Origin of the sequence: Paraneptunicella aestuarii (assembly GCF_019900845.1) — a bacterium.
Lineage (GTDB): Bacteria > Pseudomonadota > Gammaproteobacteria > Enterobacterales > Alteromonadaceae > Paraneptunicella > Paraneptunicella aestuarii.
In genome coordinates this window covers 2,380,189-2,402,367 of record NZ_CP074570.1, presented here as the reverse complement: position 1 = coordinate 2,402,367, position 22,179 = coordinate 2,380,189, and the positions used below count along the sequence as shown (strand labels likewise).

General features: G+C 46.4%; 2 protein-coding genes. Both read right to left on the bottom strand.

Annotated elements, in window-relative coordinates; genetic code table 11:
- Positions 1-4: 4 nt before the first annotated feature.
- A complete protein-coding gene (locus KIH87_RS09790; RefSeq protein ID WP_232361353.1) occupies positions 5-12,052 on the bottom strand; it encodes a non-ribosomal peptide synthetase/type I polyketide synthase in 12,048 nt (4,015 codons plus the stop codon).
- On the bottom strand, positions 12,049-22,119 hold the full coding sequence (locus tag KIH87_RS09785; RefSeq protein ID WP_232361352.1) for a non-ribosomal peptide synthetase: 10,071 nt from the start codon (positions 22,117-22,119) through the stop codon (positions 12,049-12,051). Before KIH87_RS09785 ends, KIH87_RS09790 begins: the two co-directional genes overlap by 4 nt.
- Positions 22,120-22,179 lie beyond the last annotated feature (60 nt).

The following is a 22,179-nucleotide window of genomic DNA, read 5'->3' as shown; positions in this document are numbered from 1 at the left end:
CAACCTAAATCAACCCCGTTTCTCTGCTGTGTTCAGCATTTTCGCTGTCTTCATCCTGATTATGGTGACTGCTTACCACTTCCATTAACTGGTTTTGACTATGTTGTTTTATAAGATTGTTTGTAATGCTGGATATCCGGGTATCAGCGAAGATATCTTCCACACCAATGCGTATACCCAGACGTTTTTGTAAGTTATTAATCAGTTGTAGTGCGATGAGTGAATCGCCGCCAAGTGCGACAAAATCCAGCTCTCCATCCCTCTCTCCGCTTTCAGATGTACTTGAAACATCCTGAGTACCAAACACTTCTGTGACCGCTGCGATAACCTGTTCCCTGATCTCTTCGGCGCTAAAGCTTTGTTTGTCACTTGAAAGCTCTTCGGTTTGATCATCACTGAGTTCCAGTTCGTGATAGGTAGACATCACTAAATCGTAGTAATAGTTCATCAACCGGGTTAACGGCTGGGTAGAAACTACGACTCTGGAGTGGGAGCTATTCAGTATGCGGCTATAAAGTTCTTCCCCTTCATCATTGAGCAAAGACACCTGTTCACGGTCAAAATCGCTTCTTCCGGCGTTATCCAGAATTTGCGCAGACATCCCATCTTCATACCAATCATCCCAATTGATGGTGCTGGTAAAGGTTTCGCTCACTGAATTCTTATAGTAGGAGAAGCAATCGAGGAACTCGTTAGCGATGGCATAACCCACTTGAGCATAGCGCGAGTAATAGGCAACGTTGGCAATGGAGGAACCCAGTATCATGAAATCCAGAGGATGATCTGCCTGTAGCCCCTCTAACAACTCATCTAACAAAAGCGTGCCCTGAATTTTAGAGCGCGTATATTGCTCAATAGTGGCTTTATCGCGACGCTGAATAATGCCACCGTAATCCACCACACCAGCACTATGAATTAATCCGTTTATTTGCCCGCACTGCTTGTAAATGTATTCAATCACTCGGGTCATATCTGAACGGTTCGCTACATCAGCTTGCTGTATCACAATCCGGCTACTGAGCTTCTCAATATGCTGAATGGCGCGGATACGTTTACAGGTAATGAGATGTTCTTCTTGTTGCGAGGATGCATGTTCAAGTAAATACTCTTCCCATTTATCGCGTGCAATAAAGGTCGAACGGTTAAGCAACACAATCGTGGCATTTACATGCTTGGCGATATGTTCAGCAAACACCAATCCCATGCCACCTAACCCGCCAACAATCAGGTACACACCCTGCTCTTTATATCGGGTTTGAGTTTTCACTTCTGGTAAGCGAACTTGCTCATAGGAAGGCAAAAAGCGCATGCCATGACGGATGGCAACCAGATCGTCTGGTTTAGCGTCATCTTTAAAACCAAAGGCTTCCGCTAATATTTGCCCTGCCAGACTGACGACATTGATATTCGGTTGAGATAAATCAACATCAATGGATTGGCAGGATAAACGGTTGTACTCCACGCCAATAATCTTACTGACAGCCGTTATTCCTGAGTGTTGCGGAACAAAACGATGATCACCCGGTACAGGATGCGCATTGCTACTGATAAAGCGCAGGGCAATGGTGTTATTGGAAAGGTAAGGCGACAACGCCTGTGCCAGATAAACACCACTGTAAACACTGATGGTTTGAGCTGGCTGCATTTGCGCCAGTGTTAGCTCGTCTTTGTCTCTATCTGTTTCGTTAAGAGTCAGGTTCCACGCATGAAGAATTAACTCAGGGATCGCACCGCGAGTATCTTGCAAGTGTTGCAATAACCGTTGGTAATCCGCCGGAGCTTCCGGGTTTATTTCGAAACACTGCTCGTTGATTTGCTTAAACTCACTGCCGATATGAACTTGATAAACATCCAACTCGGCAGAATCTAAAAGACCCAAATGCGTTTTCAATGCACTTGCCATTTGTTGCGTAATACCCGAGCTACCTAAGCTAGCTTGAGTTTCATCCGTATAGGTAAACAACAGAACCGATTTGCTATCCGACAAGGCTATCGGTGAGAACTCGTGAGCCAGCCCAACCGGTTTCCAAATCGGAAGATAAGTACAGTCGTCCAGACTAAATCGGGTTTGCGGCTTCATTACATTAGAAATCGCCGTTCTCTTAGGCACAGCATGTGCTTTTTCCGCAAAAGGATAACCGGGTAAGGAAACGGTCTTTCCTTGCTTATTGATATTAAATCTATCCCAATCAATATTGGCGCCTTGCAACCAGGCATCAACCAATAATTGTTGCAACCCGTTCTCGCTTTCCACACCTTGATAAACAGGCTTATCCGCAGAAAGAATGCGCGGTAACTGCTCTGGAATATAACGCCCCAGCAACCCGGTTAAGGTGTTGCCTGGCCCCACCTCCAAATACACAGAGTCACTGTTATGAGTGAGGCATTGCACACCCGGGTAGAACATCACAGTGCCACGTAAATGCTCAACCCAGTATTGGCTGTCTGTTGCTTGTTCAGATGTTATCCACTCCCCTGTAACGTTAGAGATAAATGGCATTTTTGGGGCATGTAAGCTAATGCTGCTTAATACCTCTCTAAAGGCAGGCAAAACCGGATCAAGCATGGATGAATGGAATGCGTGAGAGGTGTTTAATAGCCGATAGCGCATCCCTGTTTTCTGTGCATAAGACAAGAAACGCTCTGTTTTCTCTATACTTCCCGACAGCACTCCCAAACGATCACCATTAATTGCCGCAATACTTAAATCATACTGCTGAGCATAGGTTTGCAGCACATCCTGACTGGCCTGAACCGAGATCATTCTCCCAGCTTCAAGCGATTGCATTAATTGACTGCGATACGTCACCAACTTGATGGCATCGCTCAATTCAAAGACACCCGAAAGCGTCGCTGCGACATATTCCCCTAATGAATGCCCTATCATGGCTTTGGGCGTTCCCCCCTGCTCCATCAGTGATTTGGCAAGGGCATATTCCACACAGAATAATGCCGGTTGTACCAGTTCGGTTTGAAACGACTCATCAACGACGGGTTTGGGAGCACATAATATTGAACGCAACGAATCCGTTAACCACTGCACATCCAAGGTATACGTGGGGTTAGATTGAGCAAAGACTTGCCATTGCCTTTCAAATTCAGCGATACAAGCATCAATGTTTTCCCGATAACAAGAGTAATCGCTGGGATCCCGTTGATAAAGTTCAGCAAACATACCTGCATACTGACTGCCTTGCCCCGGAAACATAAACACCATATCACTCGGTTTAACGGCTTCGGTTAAAACGGGTGTTAGCTCCGAGTCGCTACTAACAATGTGCCGCAAACTGGCTTTAAAGTTTTCCAGGCTATGTTCTTGCCACAGTAACCGGTGACTATGATGGCGTCGTCCTGTTTGCAAGGTATAAGCGACATCGGCAAGAGACAGTTCAGGACGGGCTTCAAGGTGCGTTAACAAGCGACTTGCGCTGCGTTTTAAGGCCGATTCGTCTTTGGCGGATAACGGCAACAAGTGTTTAATCGCGCTTTGGTTGTTATCGTTTGTTGCTTGTTGAACATCTATTTCTAGCGCTTGCTCCAATATTAAATGCACATTGGTGCCGCCAATGCCAAAGGAGCTTACTGCCGCTCGCCTTGCGCCTTCCGACTCAATTTTTTGAACTTCATTGCTAATAGCAAAAGGCGTAGTAGCAAAAGAAGCTCCGTCCTGATTCACCCACTCGGCTAATTCCGGGTTAGGAACATGAAAATTCCGATTAGGCGGCACGATACCCGTTTTCAGTACCTGAACCGCTTTAATCAAACCCGCAACACCAGCCGCCGCATCCAAATGACCAATATTGGCTTTGACGGCACCTAACCAACACGGGGTTGTTTTAGGATTTGAAGCGGAAAATACCTGAGACAACGCACCAAGTTCCACCGGGTCGCCAATATAGGTACCGGTTCCGTGGGTTTCGATATAGTGAATGGAACCCGGTTCAATGCCCGATTTACGGTAAGCCTCACGAATAACCTCAGCCTGACCTTGCAGATTAGGCGCACCGAAAGAGGTCTTCTGAGCGCCATCATTATTCAAGCCCCAGCCTTTAATTATCGCATGGATCTGATCGTTATCTTCCATCGCTAAGGACAAGGGCTTGAGCAATACCAACCCGGCACCATTGCCTTGCACCATGCCGCTGGCGTCGCGATCGAAAGGACGACAATGGCCATCTTTTGATTCGATAAACTCGCCTTGGTGCAAATAGCCAGCGGGCTCCATTGGCATCAAACTTACCCCGCCAGCCAACGCCATTTCGCACTCACCAAACATCAATGCCTTACAAGCTTCAGCCACCGCAACGAGCGAGGTGGAACAAGCTGTGGAGACATTAATACTGGGGCCGGTCAGGTTGAGATAGTAAGAAATCTGAGTCGCCAGAAAGTCTTTTTCTACCTGCGTTAGCGCAGTAATAGCGCTTGTGGCATCGTTAGCGCCAGTATTAGCCATTGCTGCGCTAATCATCTGCAACCAGGGAATGTTGCTGGACTTGCCCACATAAACCCCAATTCTCGCATTCACACCTTGAGCTTTTCTCGAATACGGCGGATATCCGGCATCTTCCAAACAATGCACCGCGGTTTGCAGCAATAAACGATTTTGAGGATCAAGCATCGACGCTTGCTTGTTTGGAATGTGAAAATAGTCGTTATCAAACCATTCCCGCCCGGTGAAACGCATACTGCGTTTTACATAGTCGGGATTGTTAACTAATTCTAAAGGCACATCGCGTTGGCGTAATTCATCATCAGACAACTCTTCCAGCGCTTCATGTCCATCCAACAGGTTGTGCCAAAACTCGTCAACATTACTGGCATCCGGGAATTTGCCGCTCATGCCGATAATGGCGATATCTGAACCAATGGCTTGAGGCGTATGTCTGTCAGATACTTCGGGTTCCCAAGGGATACTATCCCCTGCTGATTGCCTTAAAAAACCGCTCATGGCTGCAACACTGGGATAAGTGAAGATATCAGTCACTTTAATCAACGAAGCCAAATCCGGAAAATCGGCTTGTAATGCTTGCTGGATACGCTCTTTCAAGGTCACCGCCAACAGTGAATTGCCACCCAGTTCAAAGAAACTATCCTCAAGATCGATGAACTCAAGCCCCAGCACGTCTTGCCAGGCTTGCTGTAGCAAGCTCTCCACACGGTTTCTGGCATTCGCTGTATTCGCTTTTTCTTTAACTTGAGCTTTTCTGTCCTTGTTATAGTGCTGGTGATCAGGCTTGGGTAACGCTTTTCTGTCTAATTTGCCATTGGACGTCAGTGGCAAAGCATCAAGCACGACATAGCTATCAGGAACCATAAAGGAAGGTAAATCTCGTGCCAAATCTCGTTTGGTTTGTAATAGACGCTCTTCCTTATTTTTCTCATTTGCCTGAAAAACCACATAGGCAACCAGTTGCTGGTGTTGCGCTTCCTGTGCTTTAGATGAGGATGAAGCGGAAGCTTGAGAAGAGGCTGGTATTGAAGCAACGAGCACAACGGCATCCTGAACCTGTTCGCAGGAACGGAGTTTGGCTTCTATTTCACCCAGTTCAATACGATAACCACGCAGCTTGATTTGATGGTCATTTCTCCCCAGATATTCCAGCTCACCATTGGGTAGCCATCGCGCCAAATCCCCTGTGCGGTAATAACGATTCCGCTCACGGTTAATATCAAGTTCAATAAAGCGTTCTTTGGTCAGTTCATCACGGTTTAAATAACCTCGCGCCAGCCCAATGCCACCAATATACAGCTCACCAATACCACCAATAGGTACAGGCTGGAATTGCTCATTCAGCACCTGTAATTGAATATTTTGGATTGGTTTGCCAATAGGCACGACGTTCAATGCGTCTGCATTTTCCGGCTGGCTCTGCCAATACGACACATCAATCGCCGCCTCGGTTGGCCCATACAGGTTATGCAATTCGCTCTTGCTGGCACGATGAAATGCCTTAACCGTTTCGACATTCAAGGCTTCGCCACTACAAAAAGTACGGCGCACCGAATCGCATTGCGACCATAGCCCACTATGTAACATGGCATTTAACATGGAAGGCACAAAATGTAATGTCGTGACCTTTTGTGCCTGAATGACCTCTGCAAGATATTCTGGAAATTTATGAGCATCCGGCTCAGCCATCACCAGTTTTGCTCCAGTAATCAATGGCCAGAAGAACTCCCATACCGACACATCAAAACTAAACGGCGTTTTTTGCAACACCACGTCGCTTGCATCTAACTTGTATTCGGATTGCATCCAGTGAATACGATTGACCAGCGCTTTATGTTCAATCATCACGCCTTTAGGTAGCCCTGTAGACCCCGAGGTATAAATGATGTAAGCCAATTGTGATGCGGTATGTTGCACATCCGGTTTTTCAGCGCTGAAATTGGAAGCAACAAATTGATCAAGCGGCGTTATCGTCTTGCCGGCACTTTGCGCCAGCTTTGAATAGAAGGCTTTATCTTGCAGTTTTGAATGGCTTAGCACCTGCGATAGTGCTGTATCTTGCAATACGTGTTCAAGTCTGGCTTCCGGGTAATCCGGATCTAATGGAACATAAGCCGCACCAGCCTTTTGGATCGCCAATAGCGCAACCACCATTTCCACTGAACGCAGCATGTAAACGCCGACTAAATCATGCTGCTTTATCTCTTGCTGGATCAGGTAATGTGCAACCTGGTTGGCTTTGTTATTAAGCTCTTCATAGGTGAGTTGTTGCTCATTGAAGATCAGCGCAATGGCCTTTGGCGTGGCTTTGACTTGCTGCTCAAAAAGCTGATGAATGCAGATATTGTCTGGGAAATCGACCTGTGTTTGATTCCATTCCCTGATTAAAGCTGATTCAGCATCAGGCAATCCAGAGTTAAAGGTTTCCTCGCCTGTCGATTCACCCAACCCTTGCAGAATATGCTCTAACTGAGAGGTCAATCTTGAAACGGTATTGGATGCAAAATGCTCTGCCAGATAACTGATTTTTAAAGATAGTTGGGATTCAGTATTAGCTTTAGACGGTTGTAAACTGGCGCTTAACGTCAGCTTATGATTGGTTTGCGCCTTGCCCGGCACAACCTCGATATTCAGGGGCTGCTCTTGAGCGTCAGGGGCATTGCCCAAAGGATAGTTCTCAAAGGCCAATAATGTATCGAACAGTGATTGCCCGGGGCTACTGGCTATTTTCTTTTGCTCAAGCTGTTTTTGAATTTCCGCTAGTGAAACATAGCTGTACTGCATCACCTTCTGCATATCCTGATGCAGTTGCTGGATCGACTTTTGCGCAGAGATGCCACAATTGACCTTTACCGGAAGGGTATTGAGAAAGAGTCCTACTGCCTCGTCCATGGCTCCTTCCTGTATCGTTTCGTCTTCCATCTCTTCGTCTTCAATCGCCTCGTCAATATCGTCCGGGCGCACAGCCACAGGTGAGCCAATGACCATGTAATGAGAATGTGCGTTATCTGAGCTTTTGCCGCGCCCCTGATGTCCACCATATTGATGTAACAGCATTGCCCAGGCGTATTGCAGCACAGTGTTCATGGTGACATTCCATTCCCTTGCCTTTTGCTGCAATCGCTGGGTTGCTGTGGAGCTTAAAGTGAAGCCTGTTTCTTTATAACCAGTTTCTTGATAACTCAGATCTTGATAACCCGTCTCTTTATAAATGGAATCGGCTTGTCTGATTGATTCAGCATCCATTGCCAAGGACGAAGGAAGCTCAATACCTTGCAGATATTGCTGCCAAAACGCTAACGCTTCGCGTTTATCTTGCGCCTGAAGCCAGGCAATAAATTGCGCTCCGCTGCTTTGAGTATTAACTGCTCTGAACTCAGCGTTGGTATTCACAACACCATCAAGCAAGGCATAATACTCACTCATAAGTTGCTTAAAGACTAATGGCAAGCTCCAGCCATCCAGCAAACTATGATGGTATGTCCAGATAAAGCGGTATTGCGTTTGTATATCGACTTGTTCAGCGTTGCGGAGCTTGAACAATGCAAATCGCGCTAACGGGTATGGCTGTTTATTGCTTTCGTCATCATTGCGGTTATCAAACAAAAATCCACGCTCTCTATCCTGCTCAAGGTATTCCGATAATTGCGTGAGTTCCTGTTCAGATTCGAACCATTCATAATTGACAGTCTTAGCAGCAAGTACCCATTGATGCAGATTTTCAGCCGCCCCCACAAATACCGTTCGCAGGGCTTCAAAATGCCCCACAGTGCGTTGCCAGGCTTGCTTAAACGCTTCGACATTAAGCTCGCCAGTAATATTCAGTTCCAGCTGATTCAGATACGCGCGTTTATCCAATACTGAATGGAACCACATGCCTTGTTGCAGTGGCGATGCGGGGTACAGATTGTCTACACCACCGAATTGTTGATAGCAGGTTTCAAATTCTTCCTGAGTGATCTGGGCTAAAGGAAAACGCGCTAAAGAAAAGAGCTCTAACGTTGTGGGTTCTTGCACCCTTGCAATAAGCAATGAGTCCGATACGGATTGATCCGCAGCCGTACTTACAATCTGAGTCAATTCACGATCTAATTCTTGATCTAATTGGCAAGCCAATACCTGTGCTAATTCGCGTGCTAATTCAGAGATGGTCTGATGCTTCATCAGCTGTTTGGCGCTAAATCGAACACCATTTTTTCTGGCTTTAGACACCAACTGAATTGCCAATATAGAATCGCCACCGGCAGCAAAGAAATTGTCGTGAATGCCTATTTTTTCTTGTGGCAGCACCGACTCCCAAAGTACACACAACTGCTGTTGCAATGGGGTTTCTGGCGCGACATATTCATTGCCCTTACGAGTCGCAAGATTAGAAAAATCCGGTTTGGGTAGCGCACGTTTATCCACCTTGCCGTTTAAGGTTAGCGGCAAAGCTTCGAGCACGACAAAGCTGCCTGGGATCATGTAAGCCGGCAGGTTAACCTGTAATGCACGAGTCAGTGACTCAATCATGGCTTGTTCATCAAAACTATCGTTTTGGCTGCTATTCAGCACCAGATAAGCCACTAAGCGTTTTTGGCCTTCATCATCGGAACAGGCGATAACCACCACCTCTTTCACCATATCCTGCTGCAATAACCGGGTTTGAATTTCGCCCAATTCTATGCGGAATCCGCGTATTTTGACCTGATCGTCCATGCGCCCCAGATATACCAGATTGCCATCAGGTAAATAGCGCACCAGATCGCCAGTACGATAAGCGCGTAGCTGCAACCAGGGCAAATAACAAAAACGCTCGTCGGTTTGCTCTTTGCGATTTAAATAGCCGCGAGCAATGCCCGCTCCAGCCAGATAAAGCTCTCCAGGCACGCCAATAGGAACCGGTTGTTGATGACTATCCAGCACATACGCCTGAGTATTGGCGATAGGACGGCCAATGCTGGCAATGCCGTTAGCTTTTCTTAGGCAATAAGTCGAGTAGGTAGTGTCCTCGGATGGGCCGTATAAGTCGTAAACCTTTTCTACGCCACGGGCATAAAGGGCAACCACCACATCTTGCGATAACGGCTCTCCAGCCAAATTCACCGTGGTAACGGAATCTGGAATATCCCCCGTTTTCAGCAAGGCTTTTATGGCAGAAGGCACGGTATTGATTAAGGTCAGTTGTTGCAAATGATCCTTATTTTGCTCATCGGCTTTATCGTCTGATAAAGCCGTCAGTTCCAATACATCATCAACCAATACCACTGTGCCTCCACAGCTTAATGGCACGAATAGCTCAAATATGGACAGGTCAAAGCACACTGAGGTGGAAAACAGAACGCGAGACAGTTCTTGCGGGCTGAATTGCGTTAAACACCATTGCAAAAAAGCCACCGTATTACCATGTTCAACCATCACCCCTTTGGGTTTTCCGGTCGAGCCGGAGGTATAAATAACGTAGGCCAAATGATGGGGAGCAAGACCGATAAATTCGTAGTTGGGGTTTTGCTCTAGTGGTTGTTTTTGTGATTGCTCTTGTGATTGTTCTAGAGCGGCTAATTGCATTTTAAATGCAGGATCATCAAGAGAAATAACCAATGTCTCTTCTGCTATCTCAGACAAATGGGCTTTCACTTTTTCCTGAGTCAGCAACATAGCGGCTTTGCTGTCTTGCAGATAGTACGCCAAGCGATCTTTGGGATAGGCGGGATCCATTGGCACATAAGCCCCACCCGCTTTTAATATGGCGAGTTGGGCAATAACCATATCCAATGTTCGTTCAAAGCAAATCGCCACCAGTGAATCGGGCTTAATACCTTGTGAGATCAGGTAATGAGCCAGCGCATTGGCTTTTTCGTTCAATGCTTGATAGGTCAGTGATCCCGTTTTGCACTGCAAAGCAATGGCATTGGGTGTTCGAGCCACTTGTTGCTCAAACATGGCGGGAATATTCACTTGTTCACAGTCTAATTTTGCTCCCTGCCATTCGGTCATCAGCTTGCGATATTCGGCCTTTGGCAAAAAGTGTTCCGTGTGGTAACTGCTATCAGGATGAAACGCGATTTGTGCAATAACGCGCTGGTAATAATCGAGCATAGCCAAAAACTGACTGCGCGAGATCTTGTTGAGATCCGCATCACCAATAAACTGAATACTGTTTTCCCGTTCGGTGTCCATGTGGAAATGCCCGGCCAGACCAAAATTGGACTTGGACAGGTCTTCCGTGGGCTCTATCTCAACGTGACCGTCTTTAATGGTGGATTCCATGGAATGGAAATGCAGAAAGCTCACCATAGTATCAAAGAGTATCTGATCGCCTTGTTGCTTATTCGCGCCATGATTAAATTCACGGGTAAGCGCGCTCACCGGATAACGTCGGTAAGGCACAATCGCCATTTCTGCTTTATGGGCTTGTTCAATCAGCTGTAGCCAGGTTCCCCCCGTTAAATCCAGCGTTACCGGCAAGGTGTTCAGGAACATGCCTCTTACTTGCTCGGCAGTTTCTACCTCCAAGCGTCCGTTAAAACTCAACCCCGTTGTGACTTTACGTTGGCCGGTGACTAAACTCAGCACTCGGAAATGCGCCGCAAGGAAAATGGCTTTCATGGGAAAACCGGTTCGTTGCACCAGCTTTCGTAGCGCCTGAACTACGTTGGCTGGCAAAGTGAAGCGACCGCGGTGAGCGTCTATGTGTGTATTTAATTCAAACTGTTGAGGTAAGTGGCTGGAAACCGCCATTTCTACCTGTTTAGGCAGCACAGTTGTGACACATTCCGCCAATTGACTGCGCCAGAAGGTTTTCGCTTCCTGAGACTGTAACGCCTGTTTCTCGGCGCGAATAAAGTCGGCATAAGAGGTTTTAGGCTGAGTGAACACGACCTCTTGTTGCTGGCGATATTTCAAATAAGCATCAACAATATCCACAAAGGCCAGATGCAAACTCCAGCCATCGGCAATGGAATGAGGCTCGGTAAAGGTTAAACTGACTTGATTGTCTTCCAGCTGATGAATGTAAAAACGCACCAGAGGTAAACAGGTCATATCAACCGGATTCAGGTTTTCACGCTCAATAAAGGCATGAATAACCTGTTGCTGTTGTGCCGGCTCTTGCGAGCGCAAATCTTCATAAGGCACTGTAATTGGGCATGCCTTATGGATCAGCTGCAAAGGTTCACTATAAGAGGTTAAATCAAAGGTTGTGCGATAGTTGGACTGGTTGGCAACAACCGCATTCACCGCCTTGACGAAATCACTATGCTGGTACGCTTCTTTAAAACGCATCCGAAATGTTGTGACGTTATGATAATCCGGAGGATGATTATTTGAGGATAGAGAGTCAGGCGGTGCGCCGCTTTCCTGAGCGGCTGATTCATGTTGAACTTCGTCAAATTCCATATGATAGAGCATTCCCAATTGGATTTGCCCAACCGGGTAAGCGTCCTCTAAATCAATCTGATTGTTTTCTAGTAATAGCGCTTTATCTTCTTCACTAATAAGCGAAAAAGGTTCAGCCGATTTAAAGGCCGCTTTTGTGTTTTTAACCTGCTCTGTTGCGCTTTTTTTTGCTTTTAGCAGTTCAAACAAGCGTTGTTTTTCGGCGGATAACGGCTTCTGGCTCATACATTATCCTCCTCGTCCTGCTCTACCAAGGTATCCAATGTATCTAGCATAGCCGCGACCTCTTCTTCACTTAGTCCTTCAATCTGGCTCAGTAAATCTTCATCAGAGGTGATCATGGATTCATTAATAACTTGCAACTGTCCAATCGCGTGAGCAAGTTCATAAATGGTCGGGGTTTTAAATAAGTCCGTAACGCTAAAGTACACATCGCGCTTTTCAGCACTGGCAACAACACTTAAGGCGCGAATGGAATCGCCACCCAAGGCAAAGAAGTTGTCATGAACGCCAATCTTCTCAACGTGCAGCAGCTCTTGCCACACGTCACACAAAATACGCTCTATGGTATTCGACGGAGCAACATACTCTTGTTGCTGACGATCTTGATCGCCGACTTCTGGCAAGGCTTTACGATCAATTTTGCCACTTGGCGTTAGCGGCATGGCATCCAGCATTACATACACCGCCGGGATCATGTATTCCGGCAAAACCTCTTGCAGTGAAGACTTGATTTCGCTGATCAACTGGTTACGCATACCCTCTTTTTCGCTTACATTTATTGGCGAAGTGATAGATGATGTTATATAAGCAACGAGTTGCTTGTCACTGCTGTAGCGACTGTCAGTATTGGCTTTGGCTAAAACAACGGCTTCGTTAATTTGCTCCAGGCGAGACAATTGAAACTCTATTTCACCTAGTTCCATTCTAAAGCCGCGCACTTTTTCCTGATGGTCAATTCTTCCCAGATATTCCAGATTTCCTTGCTGATTAATACGCACTAAATCCCCGGTTCGATACAACGTGCCAGAAGCAAAGTCAGTATGCACAAAACGCGATGCGGTCAGTTCAGGGCGATTCAAATAGCCTCGGGTCACACCGTCACCAGAAACCAGCAATTCACCGGCAACACCTTGTGGCAATAGCTGTAAATGTCTGTCGCACACAAACACCGACAAATCAGGCAGCGGCAAACCAATATTACTGGTGTAGCGGTTAATATCTGCACTGGAAATGGCTTTGTAAGTCACGTGAACCGTGGTCTCGGTAATACCGTACATATTCACCAGTTGGGTATGGTCATCGCCGTACATGCTGTACCAAAGGCTTAACTGGCTGTAGTCCAGTGCTTCGCCACCAAACACTACGGTACGAACATGATGTGCGATAGGCGCTTTAATATTCGAGTTAATATCCGCGCTAATATTCAGGTTTGCCAGCTCGCGGCTGAGCCCATAAAAGGCGGTAGGAATTTGCGATAGCATGGTGACTTGTTGCTGCAATAGCAGTTGTGCAAATGCACGGGTATCTCGGGCTGTCGCTTTAGGTACAATCACCAGTTTGCCACCATAAGCCAGTGCGCCCCACATTTCCCAGATAGAAAAATCAAAGGCGAAGGAATGGAACAGGCTCCAGACATCCTGACGATCGAACTGGAATAACGATTCCGACGATGTGAACAAGCGCGATACATTACCATGTTCCACCAACACCCCTTTGGGCGTACCGGTTGAGCCCGAGGTATAGATCACATACATCAGATTGTCACTGCCAAGAGTGAGTTCAGGATTGGTGTCCGGATAGGATTGCAGTTCTTCCTTCATGTCTTGAGCATCAAGAATGATTGGCATAATGTCGCTTGAAGTGGAAGACAGCAAATTATGTAAATGCGCCTGACACAGCAGCAATCGAGCCTGGCTGTCTTGCATCATAAAGGCTAAACGATCTGGCGGGTAATCCGGATCCAGCGGGATATAGGCTGCGCCCGCTTTTAATACTGCCAGTATCGCAATAAGCATCTCTGCAGAGCGCTCAACGCAGATCCCCACCAAATCATTGGCTTGAATTCCCTGCTCTAGCAAGTAATGAGCAAGCTGGTTGCTCTTTTGATTCAGTTCTCTGTAAGTAAGTTTCTGCGCGGTATTGCTCACGTCTCCCAAGACAACTTCGGAACCATTCTCGTCAGGCATGACCAACGCAATGCTATCGGGATTTGCTTGTACCTGCTGTTCAAACCAGGTATGCATACAAATCTTATGATCCGGGTTTTCGCTATTGGCCGGTTGACAGGTTGCCAGTGACAAAAGCTGTTCTCGTTCAGCGGCCGACAACAGCGGTAATTGGCTAACGGGGGATTCAGGCTGGTGAATGGCACCTTCCAGCAACGTGGCAAAGGCATCGCTCATGCGTTCTATGCTTTCACGAGCGAATAAATCCCGGTTATAACGCCATGACAGTGTTAAGCCGTTATTGTGAGTCGAAGGTTCTTCAACCACTAACTCTAAATCGAAGCGAACCAAGGGTGAATTCATCGACATCAGTTCAGATTCAATGCCCGGTAACTGCAAGGCTTCCTGAGCATGATTTTGCAATACCAACACCACTTGAAACAGCGGACTATGCGACATGCTGCGCTCAGGATTGAGTTTATCAACCAGCATTTCAAACGGTAGTTCCTGATGGGTATAGGCATTCAGGATCATTTGTTTATTGGCGTGCAAGAGCGCGGCAAATGACGTTTCACCATCAACATGACTTCTTAACACCAGAGTATTGGCAAAATAGCCAACCAATTGTTCAAGCTGAGCGTTTTGTCTGCCCGCGATGGGCGCGCCTATCACAATGTCAGATTCATTACTGAATCTTGAAAGTAACACCGCAAACACAGACTGCAAGAACATAAACAAGGTGGTTTCATGTTGCTGGCACAGGCTGTGTATCCCTTGCAGTTGTTCTGCTCTGATTTGTTGAACAAGCGCATCGCCATGAAAGCTTTGTTGTGCTGGACGAGGATAATCCAACGGCAAACTATGGATTTGCGGCAGACCTTTAAGCTGTTGCTGCCAATATTGAATATCCGCTTGCAGATACTCGTCGTTTAGCCATTGCTTCTGCCACTGGGCGTAATCCGCATATTGGATGGGAAGATCTGCTAATTGAGATAATTGAGCTAAAGAAGCCGGGTCTTTGCCCAAACCTTGCGCATACAACTGATTAAATTCTCGCAGTAGAACTTCTAACGACCAGCCATCAGCAGCAATATGATGCAAGGTTAAAACCGCAACATACTCATTCGAGGAAAGTTTCAGTAACAAGAAACGAATAGGAAGCTCGTTAAGTAGATCAAACTCACGCAGAATTTCTTCTTCAACCAAGGCTTCCAGCTTATTGCGATGGTTATTATCTTTAAATTCGGTACTGCTATCAGTTTCAGAGCTAAGATCACGCTCAACAAATGGCAGGTCGAAAGCTTGTCGTACATATTGCTCAACATCACGACGCCCGGTAATAAAGCCCGTTCGTAAGATTTCATGGCGTTGAATTAACGCCAATAAAGACCGTTTAAGCGCTTCAACACGCACTTCGCCTTTGAGAGAAAAAGCCGCAGGCATATTGTACTGAACACTACCTTTGCCAAACTGATCGATAAACCACATGCGCTGTTGCGCGTAAGACAAGCTTAAAGGCAATTCACGATTGGCAGGAAGCAGTTCTGGCAGCTCTTGAGATAACAAAGACGAAGCGCTTTGCTCATGCTGCTGCATTAGCTGTGCAATGGTCGGATACTCAAACAACTGGCGCATGGTCAGGTTGATGCTCAATTGTGCGCGCACCTGACTGGCTAACTGGCTGGCTAGAATAGAATGCCCACCTAATGCGAAGAAGTTATCTTCAATGCCCACTTTGGGGACATTCAATACTTGTTGCCAAATGGCGCACAGCGCAGCTTCCTGTTTATTACGTGGTGCGACATAGTGTGACTCAAGTGTTTGCAGAGAATATAAATCGCGTTTTTCACGGTTTTGCAGCGCTTTACGATCCACTTTGCCATTGGGCGTTAAAGGAAGCTTGTCGAGGAATACGTAATGCTCTGGAACCATGTAGGCAGGCAGTGATTCCGACAACACAGCTTTATATTCGCGGATTAACTCAGCCTTGACACTGTCACTGGCAAAATGGGAAAGCACCAAAAAGGCCACCAGGTATTGATTGCCTTTATTGTCGGCCTGAGCCACCACCACGGCGTCCTGATTGTGTTTAATGGCTGCTAATTGCGCTTCAATTTCGCCCAGTTCAATACGGTAACCACGGATCTTAACCTGCTGATCGCTACGCCCGACAAAGGCCAGGCTGCCATCATTTATTCTTCGCACTAAATCGCCAGTACGATAAAGCCTGGGGGGCTGGTTATTTACAGAGAAAGGTGCAGTAATAAATTGCTTTTCGGTTAATGCCGGTTTACCCCAATATCCTTGAGCCAGACTGTCCCCACCCAACAGCAATTCACCTACAACGCCATCAGGCTGCAATTGCAGCGTGTCAGGTTCAACCACATATTGTTGATAGCCCGGCAATAGCCCGCAAATAGTGACGGCATCGTCGCAAAAATGGACTTCGTCCATGTGAGACCAAATCGTCGCTTCGGTTGGGCCGTAGCAATTGAACACTCGACCAAACCGCTCTGTAAGTCTTTGCGCCAAGCCTTTCGGTAAAGCTTCACCACCACACAGAATAGTCATGCTGTTTAAATCAGATCTTGGCTGCCACGGGCTATCCAGCAGCATTTGCCAGGTTGCTGGCGTGGCTTGCATCAGCGAGATGGGTTGTTGATTGAGAATGTCTCCCAACTGTTCGCCGTCTCGGGTTTGTTCAACGCTGGCAATATACACCTTGCCGCCTTGCATCAAAGGCGCAAACAACTCCAAACCTGCAATATCAAAAGCCATGGTTGTCACTGCTAGACAGTAGCTGTTTTTGTCTATACCAACACGCTGGCTTGCCCCATTTAAGAAGTTGATTAGCGCTCCATGCTCTATAGCAACGCCCTTGGGCTGCCCGGTTGAACCCGAGGTGTAAATAACATACGCCAAATCGTTGTGATTCAAGGCGGGTATTGGAAGTTCAATCGGTTCTTTTTGTTTCAGAACGGCATCAATATTGATGACATGAGCATTGGAAAAATCATTACTGGCATGCAAAGCTGAATGGCTGACAATGCAGCTGAGTTGCGCATCTTCAACCATATATTGCAGTCGACTGGCTGGAAATTCCGGATCCAGCGGTACATAGGTGGCTCCGGCTTTCCAGATAGCCAACATGGCAACCACCATCTCAATACTGCGATCCAGATAAACACCCATTAAACCATTAGCTTGCTCTTGTTTTAGAATGTGGGCAGCCAGTTGATCAACTTGCTGTTCTAATTCCTGATAGCTAACCTGATTGGCACCACAAACCAACGCGGTGTTTTGAGGATATAAACGGGCATTGTCGGCGATATGTTGCAACAAAGAGCGGTTCTGCTTTGTTTTAGACTCGGGTTCAAATATATCGGGTTGATTCCAATCCAGCAAAACCTGCTGCTTTTCTTCATCACTGAGCAATTCCAGGCTGTTCGTCATAGCGTCTGGCGCTTGCAACATCTGTTCTATCAGGTACAACCAATGGCTCATTAACTGTTGAATAGAGCTGTCTCGATACAGATCAGTACGGTAGGTAATGCTTAATTCCAGACTGTTATCACTGTGTTCGATAAAGTCCATCGACAAATCGAAATTAGCAGCAACGTATTCCAAATCAACAATGGTGGCTTTATGCCCTACTATGCTGAGGCTTTGTACTGCATTGATATGGTTTACCATGACCTGAAATACCGGATTGCGGCTTAAGTCTCTTTCAGGTTGTAACTCTTCAACCAACTTCTCAAATGGGAACGATTGATGCTCCTGAGCCGCCAGAATAACTTGCTGCACGGCATCCATAAATTGCTTAACGTTATGGTTGTGTAAACCGGTTTTAATGCGAATAGGTAGCACATTAATGAAACAGCCCACCACATCTTGCCATGCGGCTTCTTGTCGACCCGCGACCGGCATACCCAGGCAAAAATCGGTTTGATTGGCATAACGGCTTAACAGAATATAAACCGAGCTCATTAATAAAGTGTTGAGGGTGATTTTCTGCTGTGAACAGACGCCCTTCCAAGCATTCAACGTTTCGGCATTAAGATGGGTTCTAACCAGTTTTCCTGCAGGTGCGGGTTCCCCGGGCAGAACGACTTTACGAGGAAAATCACTAAAACCATCGAAGTTTTGATAGCCATCCAGTTGCGACAACCAATAAGCCGATTCCCGCCCCACAATGTCATTGCTGAAGGTTTCTCGTTGCCAGTGGGCAAATTGCGTGTATTGACGAGCAATTTCAGGAAGTTCAATGGTATTGTCGTTTTTAAGCGCTTGATAAATCTGGCTTAGTTCTTTCAATAACATGCTCACCGACCATGCATCGGCAATGATGTGGTGCATACACAGTGCGAATCTCAAGTCATCGTCACTGGTTTTGATCAGCGTTGCCCGAATTAATGGCGCCTGGGACAAATCAAAAGGTTGTTCAATCCAATGGCGGATGTACTCGTCAAAAGAATCTTGTTCCGCTCTTAATTCAACATATCCCAGAGCGACATCAAGCTGATCCAGAACGCGTTGTTGCACAAAAGCCGATGAGGTTTGTTCTTGTTCGTGCTCTGGTTCTTTCTTTTTCGCTTCCTCGAAAACAGTCCGCAAACTGGCGTGACGAGCAATGAGCTGATTCAGTGCCTGTTGTAATAATTCCGGCTCAAAACCTTCTTCCTGAATGATGGCTTGAGGCAATTGCAACACGCCATACATATGATATTGAGTACCAAAACCCAACTCATTCAGTAGCCATAATCGTTCTTGAGAGAAAGACAATGGCGCGGTTTTGCTATCTAACGCACGGATATCGGATTCAGACGGGGTTGCACCTGTTTCACTCTGACCTTGCTTGCTCGGCACTTGTTTGCTAGCGATCATGGCAGCCATTTGAGCCATATTTTCAGCGTTGTAAATATCCTTGATGGACAGTTCCACCTCAAACGCCTGACGTACACTGGCAGCTAAACGAATAGCCAATAATGAATGTCCGCCCAGTTCAAAGAATTGCTGCTGAGTTCCCACCTGCTCAATGCCAAACAGCTCTTGCCAAATGGCTGCCAGTCGTTTTTCTTCCGGCGTTTCTGGCGCTTGATTTTCTGCTTCGGCATTAGCAGTAATGAGATCTAGCGTCAGTTGTTTACGATCCAGTTTGCCATTAGGGAGTAAAGGCAACGCCGATAATTGTCCCCACAATGAAGGACGCATAAATTCAGGCAATGCGTTTTGTGCCAACGCTTGCAGCTCACGCTTGAGATCCTGACCACTTTTAGACACATAAAAAGCGACTAACTGCTTATCCAGATCCTTGTCGTTAATGCGCATTGCCGCCACTGCGGCTTCCTGAATATCGGGGTGTTGATAGATGGCTTTTTCAATTTCCCCCATTTCAATGCGATAACCACGAATTTTAATCTGTTCATCAACACGCCCAAGAAAATAGAAATCGCCTTCTTCGGACATGAAAACCCGATCGCCGGTTCGGTACATCTTGCCTTGTGGATCACCGCAGAATGGATCCGATATAAACTTTTCTGCCGTTAACATGGGCTGCTTATGGTAGCCGGAGGCGATACTTTCACCGCCCATGTGTAATTCACCGGCACATCCGAATGGCACGGGTTGTTGGTATTCATCCAGCACATAAGCATTACGGTTAGGCAGATGTTTACCAATCGACACAATGCCATATTGCTGCCACGGGCAAGTGTTAAGCTCGGCAATACACGGGGTAATGGTGGTTTCTGTGGGGCCATAGGAATTCAGCAAGCGAATATGCTCAAGGCCAAAGTCCATCCATTGTTGTACAAGTTCAGGATGCAGTTTGTCACCACCGACAGAGATTAAACGCAAATGAGCAATGTCCTCTCTTGGGAGCTGCCCTACCCAGCTTTGTACCAGCAAATGCCAATAAGCGGGCGTAAAGCTGATAACCGAGAGTTTTTGCTCGGCGATAATGCGACTGACATCCGCCAACGGCCAGGTTTCATCGCCTTTCATGACTACTGTCGCACCCGACATAAGCGTAGGAATAGACTGTTCCAGTGAAGGGTCAAAGTTAAAGGGAACAAACAGCAGCACGCGATCGTCAGGTGTAAATTGGTATAAATCCTGTATTCCCAGGCAATGATTTAACAAGGCCCTGTGCGGTATCAAGGTGCCTTTGGGTTTACCCGTTGAGCCAGAGGTATAGATAACATAGGCATTTTGATGAGTATTGATTGTTTGTTCAGGCGCTGAATCAGGAAAATCATTCCAATTAACGCCGTCCAGTTCCAGAGACTGAATAGCCCGATCAGCCACTTTGCTACTGAATTCAGAGCGACTAATCACCACTGCCGCTTCAGAATTATCCAGCATGTAATGAATGCGATCTTCCGGATAGGACACATCCACAGGCATATAAGTCGCGCCCGCTTTAAATATCGCCAGAATAGACACCAGCACGTCAATGCTGCGATTCAATAGAACGCCAACAATTTGTTCTTGTTGAACGCCCTTATCCAAAAGGAAATGAGCGAGTTGATTTGAGCGTTGCTGCAACGCTGCATAAGTAAGCTGTTCACCATTAAATTCAATGGCAATGGCTTGCGGATAGCGTTGTGCTTGCTCATCAATTAAGTGGTGAACACATAAGTGCTCTAAATAGTCATTTGCATGGCTCGAATCATAAAATGGTGAGTCGCTTAGAAAATCTTTGCGGTTGCTGTTTACGCCGTAGAGCAAATAGTCCCTTTGCTCTTTAGGCAGGATATTCAGCTTTCCAATCGTTAATTCCGGTTCTGATACAAGATGTTCTAACAATGCCTGAAACTGCCCCGATAGTCTCTGCACGACTGAAGCAGAAATGCGATTGTTATCAAAAGTGAATCGACAGGAAAGCGTTTGATTAGCGCTATCTTCGATAATGCTCAGCCGTAAATCACTGGTATCAAATTTGGCATCAGGCATTATGCACTCAAAGCGGTTCTCCCTAGCGTGTATTGCGTGAGAACATGAGTATTCAAAGGCGAAAGGCAAGTAATAGGGTGTATGCTCTGTTTTTGTTTCCTGATTTTTATCTACATGCTTATCTATATTGAGCCCTAGCTCTTGCCAGTCAAAGCAATACTGCCAGGTTTCCAGCGCATCAAATGAGCGCTTATTTTGCTGCAACAGTTGCAAAAAGGTTAACTCGTCTTTGATATTCACCTTGATTGGCAAGGTTTTGGTCATTAGCCCCATCAACGAAGCCATTTCCTGATCTCGGCCATTTTGCGCATAGCCAAGCACCAAATCGCTACGCTTATCCAACCGATATAACAAGACTTGCCATGCGGTAAATAGCAAGTGTGGCAACGAAATTTCGTATTGTTGAGCCAGGTTTTGTAGCGATAACAGCAATTGCGGCTCTGCAATAGAAAAATCGAACTGCGTTGAGTCTGGTTTGGATTGCTCAGGAATGCGCTTATGCAGCGGATAAATCGGTGTATGTGCCGCTTCGTAGAAATTCAGGTTACGCCAATACTGCTTGCCCGTTTCACCATCCGGTGATTGCATCACCTCATTTTGCCATTCGGCAATATCCACATACTGCTCAGGCTCAGATACCAGTGGCAAGGTACTTTGCCCATACAGGTTTTGTTCGTATAACGCGGCGAGTTCGGCAGTTAAATTGTAGAGAGTTTGAGTATCTGCCTGAAACCCTGACAGCATCAATAACAGGTAATATTCATTCTGTTCTGAATCAGGAGCCACCACCTGAATTAATTGTGCCTGTATAGCCGGGGAATCAATCTGAGAACCGTGCATTTTCTGAAACAAGACATTAGCTTGTTCTTTAATGTGAGAATCTTTTAGGCCGGAATAATCAGTTCGTTCAGACACCATGGTTACCGAATTAAACCAATGAATGGGGACTTCATCAGCAATAACCTGAAGTGGCATGATCATGTTTTCAGGTAAGGCTAAGTGAGTACGCAAAATCTCATGCCTGGACGCCACATTTTCCAACGCTAATTTCAGTGCATCCTGATGCAAACTGCCCTGAATACGAATGATTGTTCGTGCGTTGTTCGGTGTTTTTTCAAACAGTTTCCAGTAATGGCGTAATTCTGGAGACAATGCGTACCCGTGTGTCATATCTCAAATCCCGATGCTTGTAGTTAATGCATAAATACGTAAGTGTGATTATTGTTATTT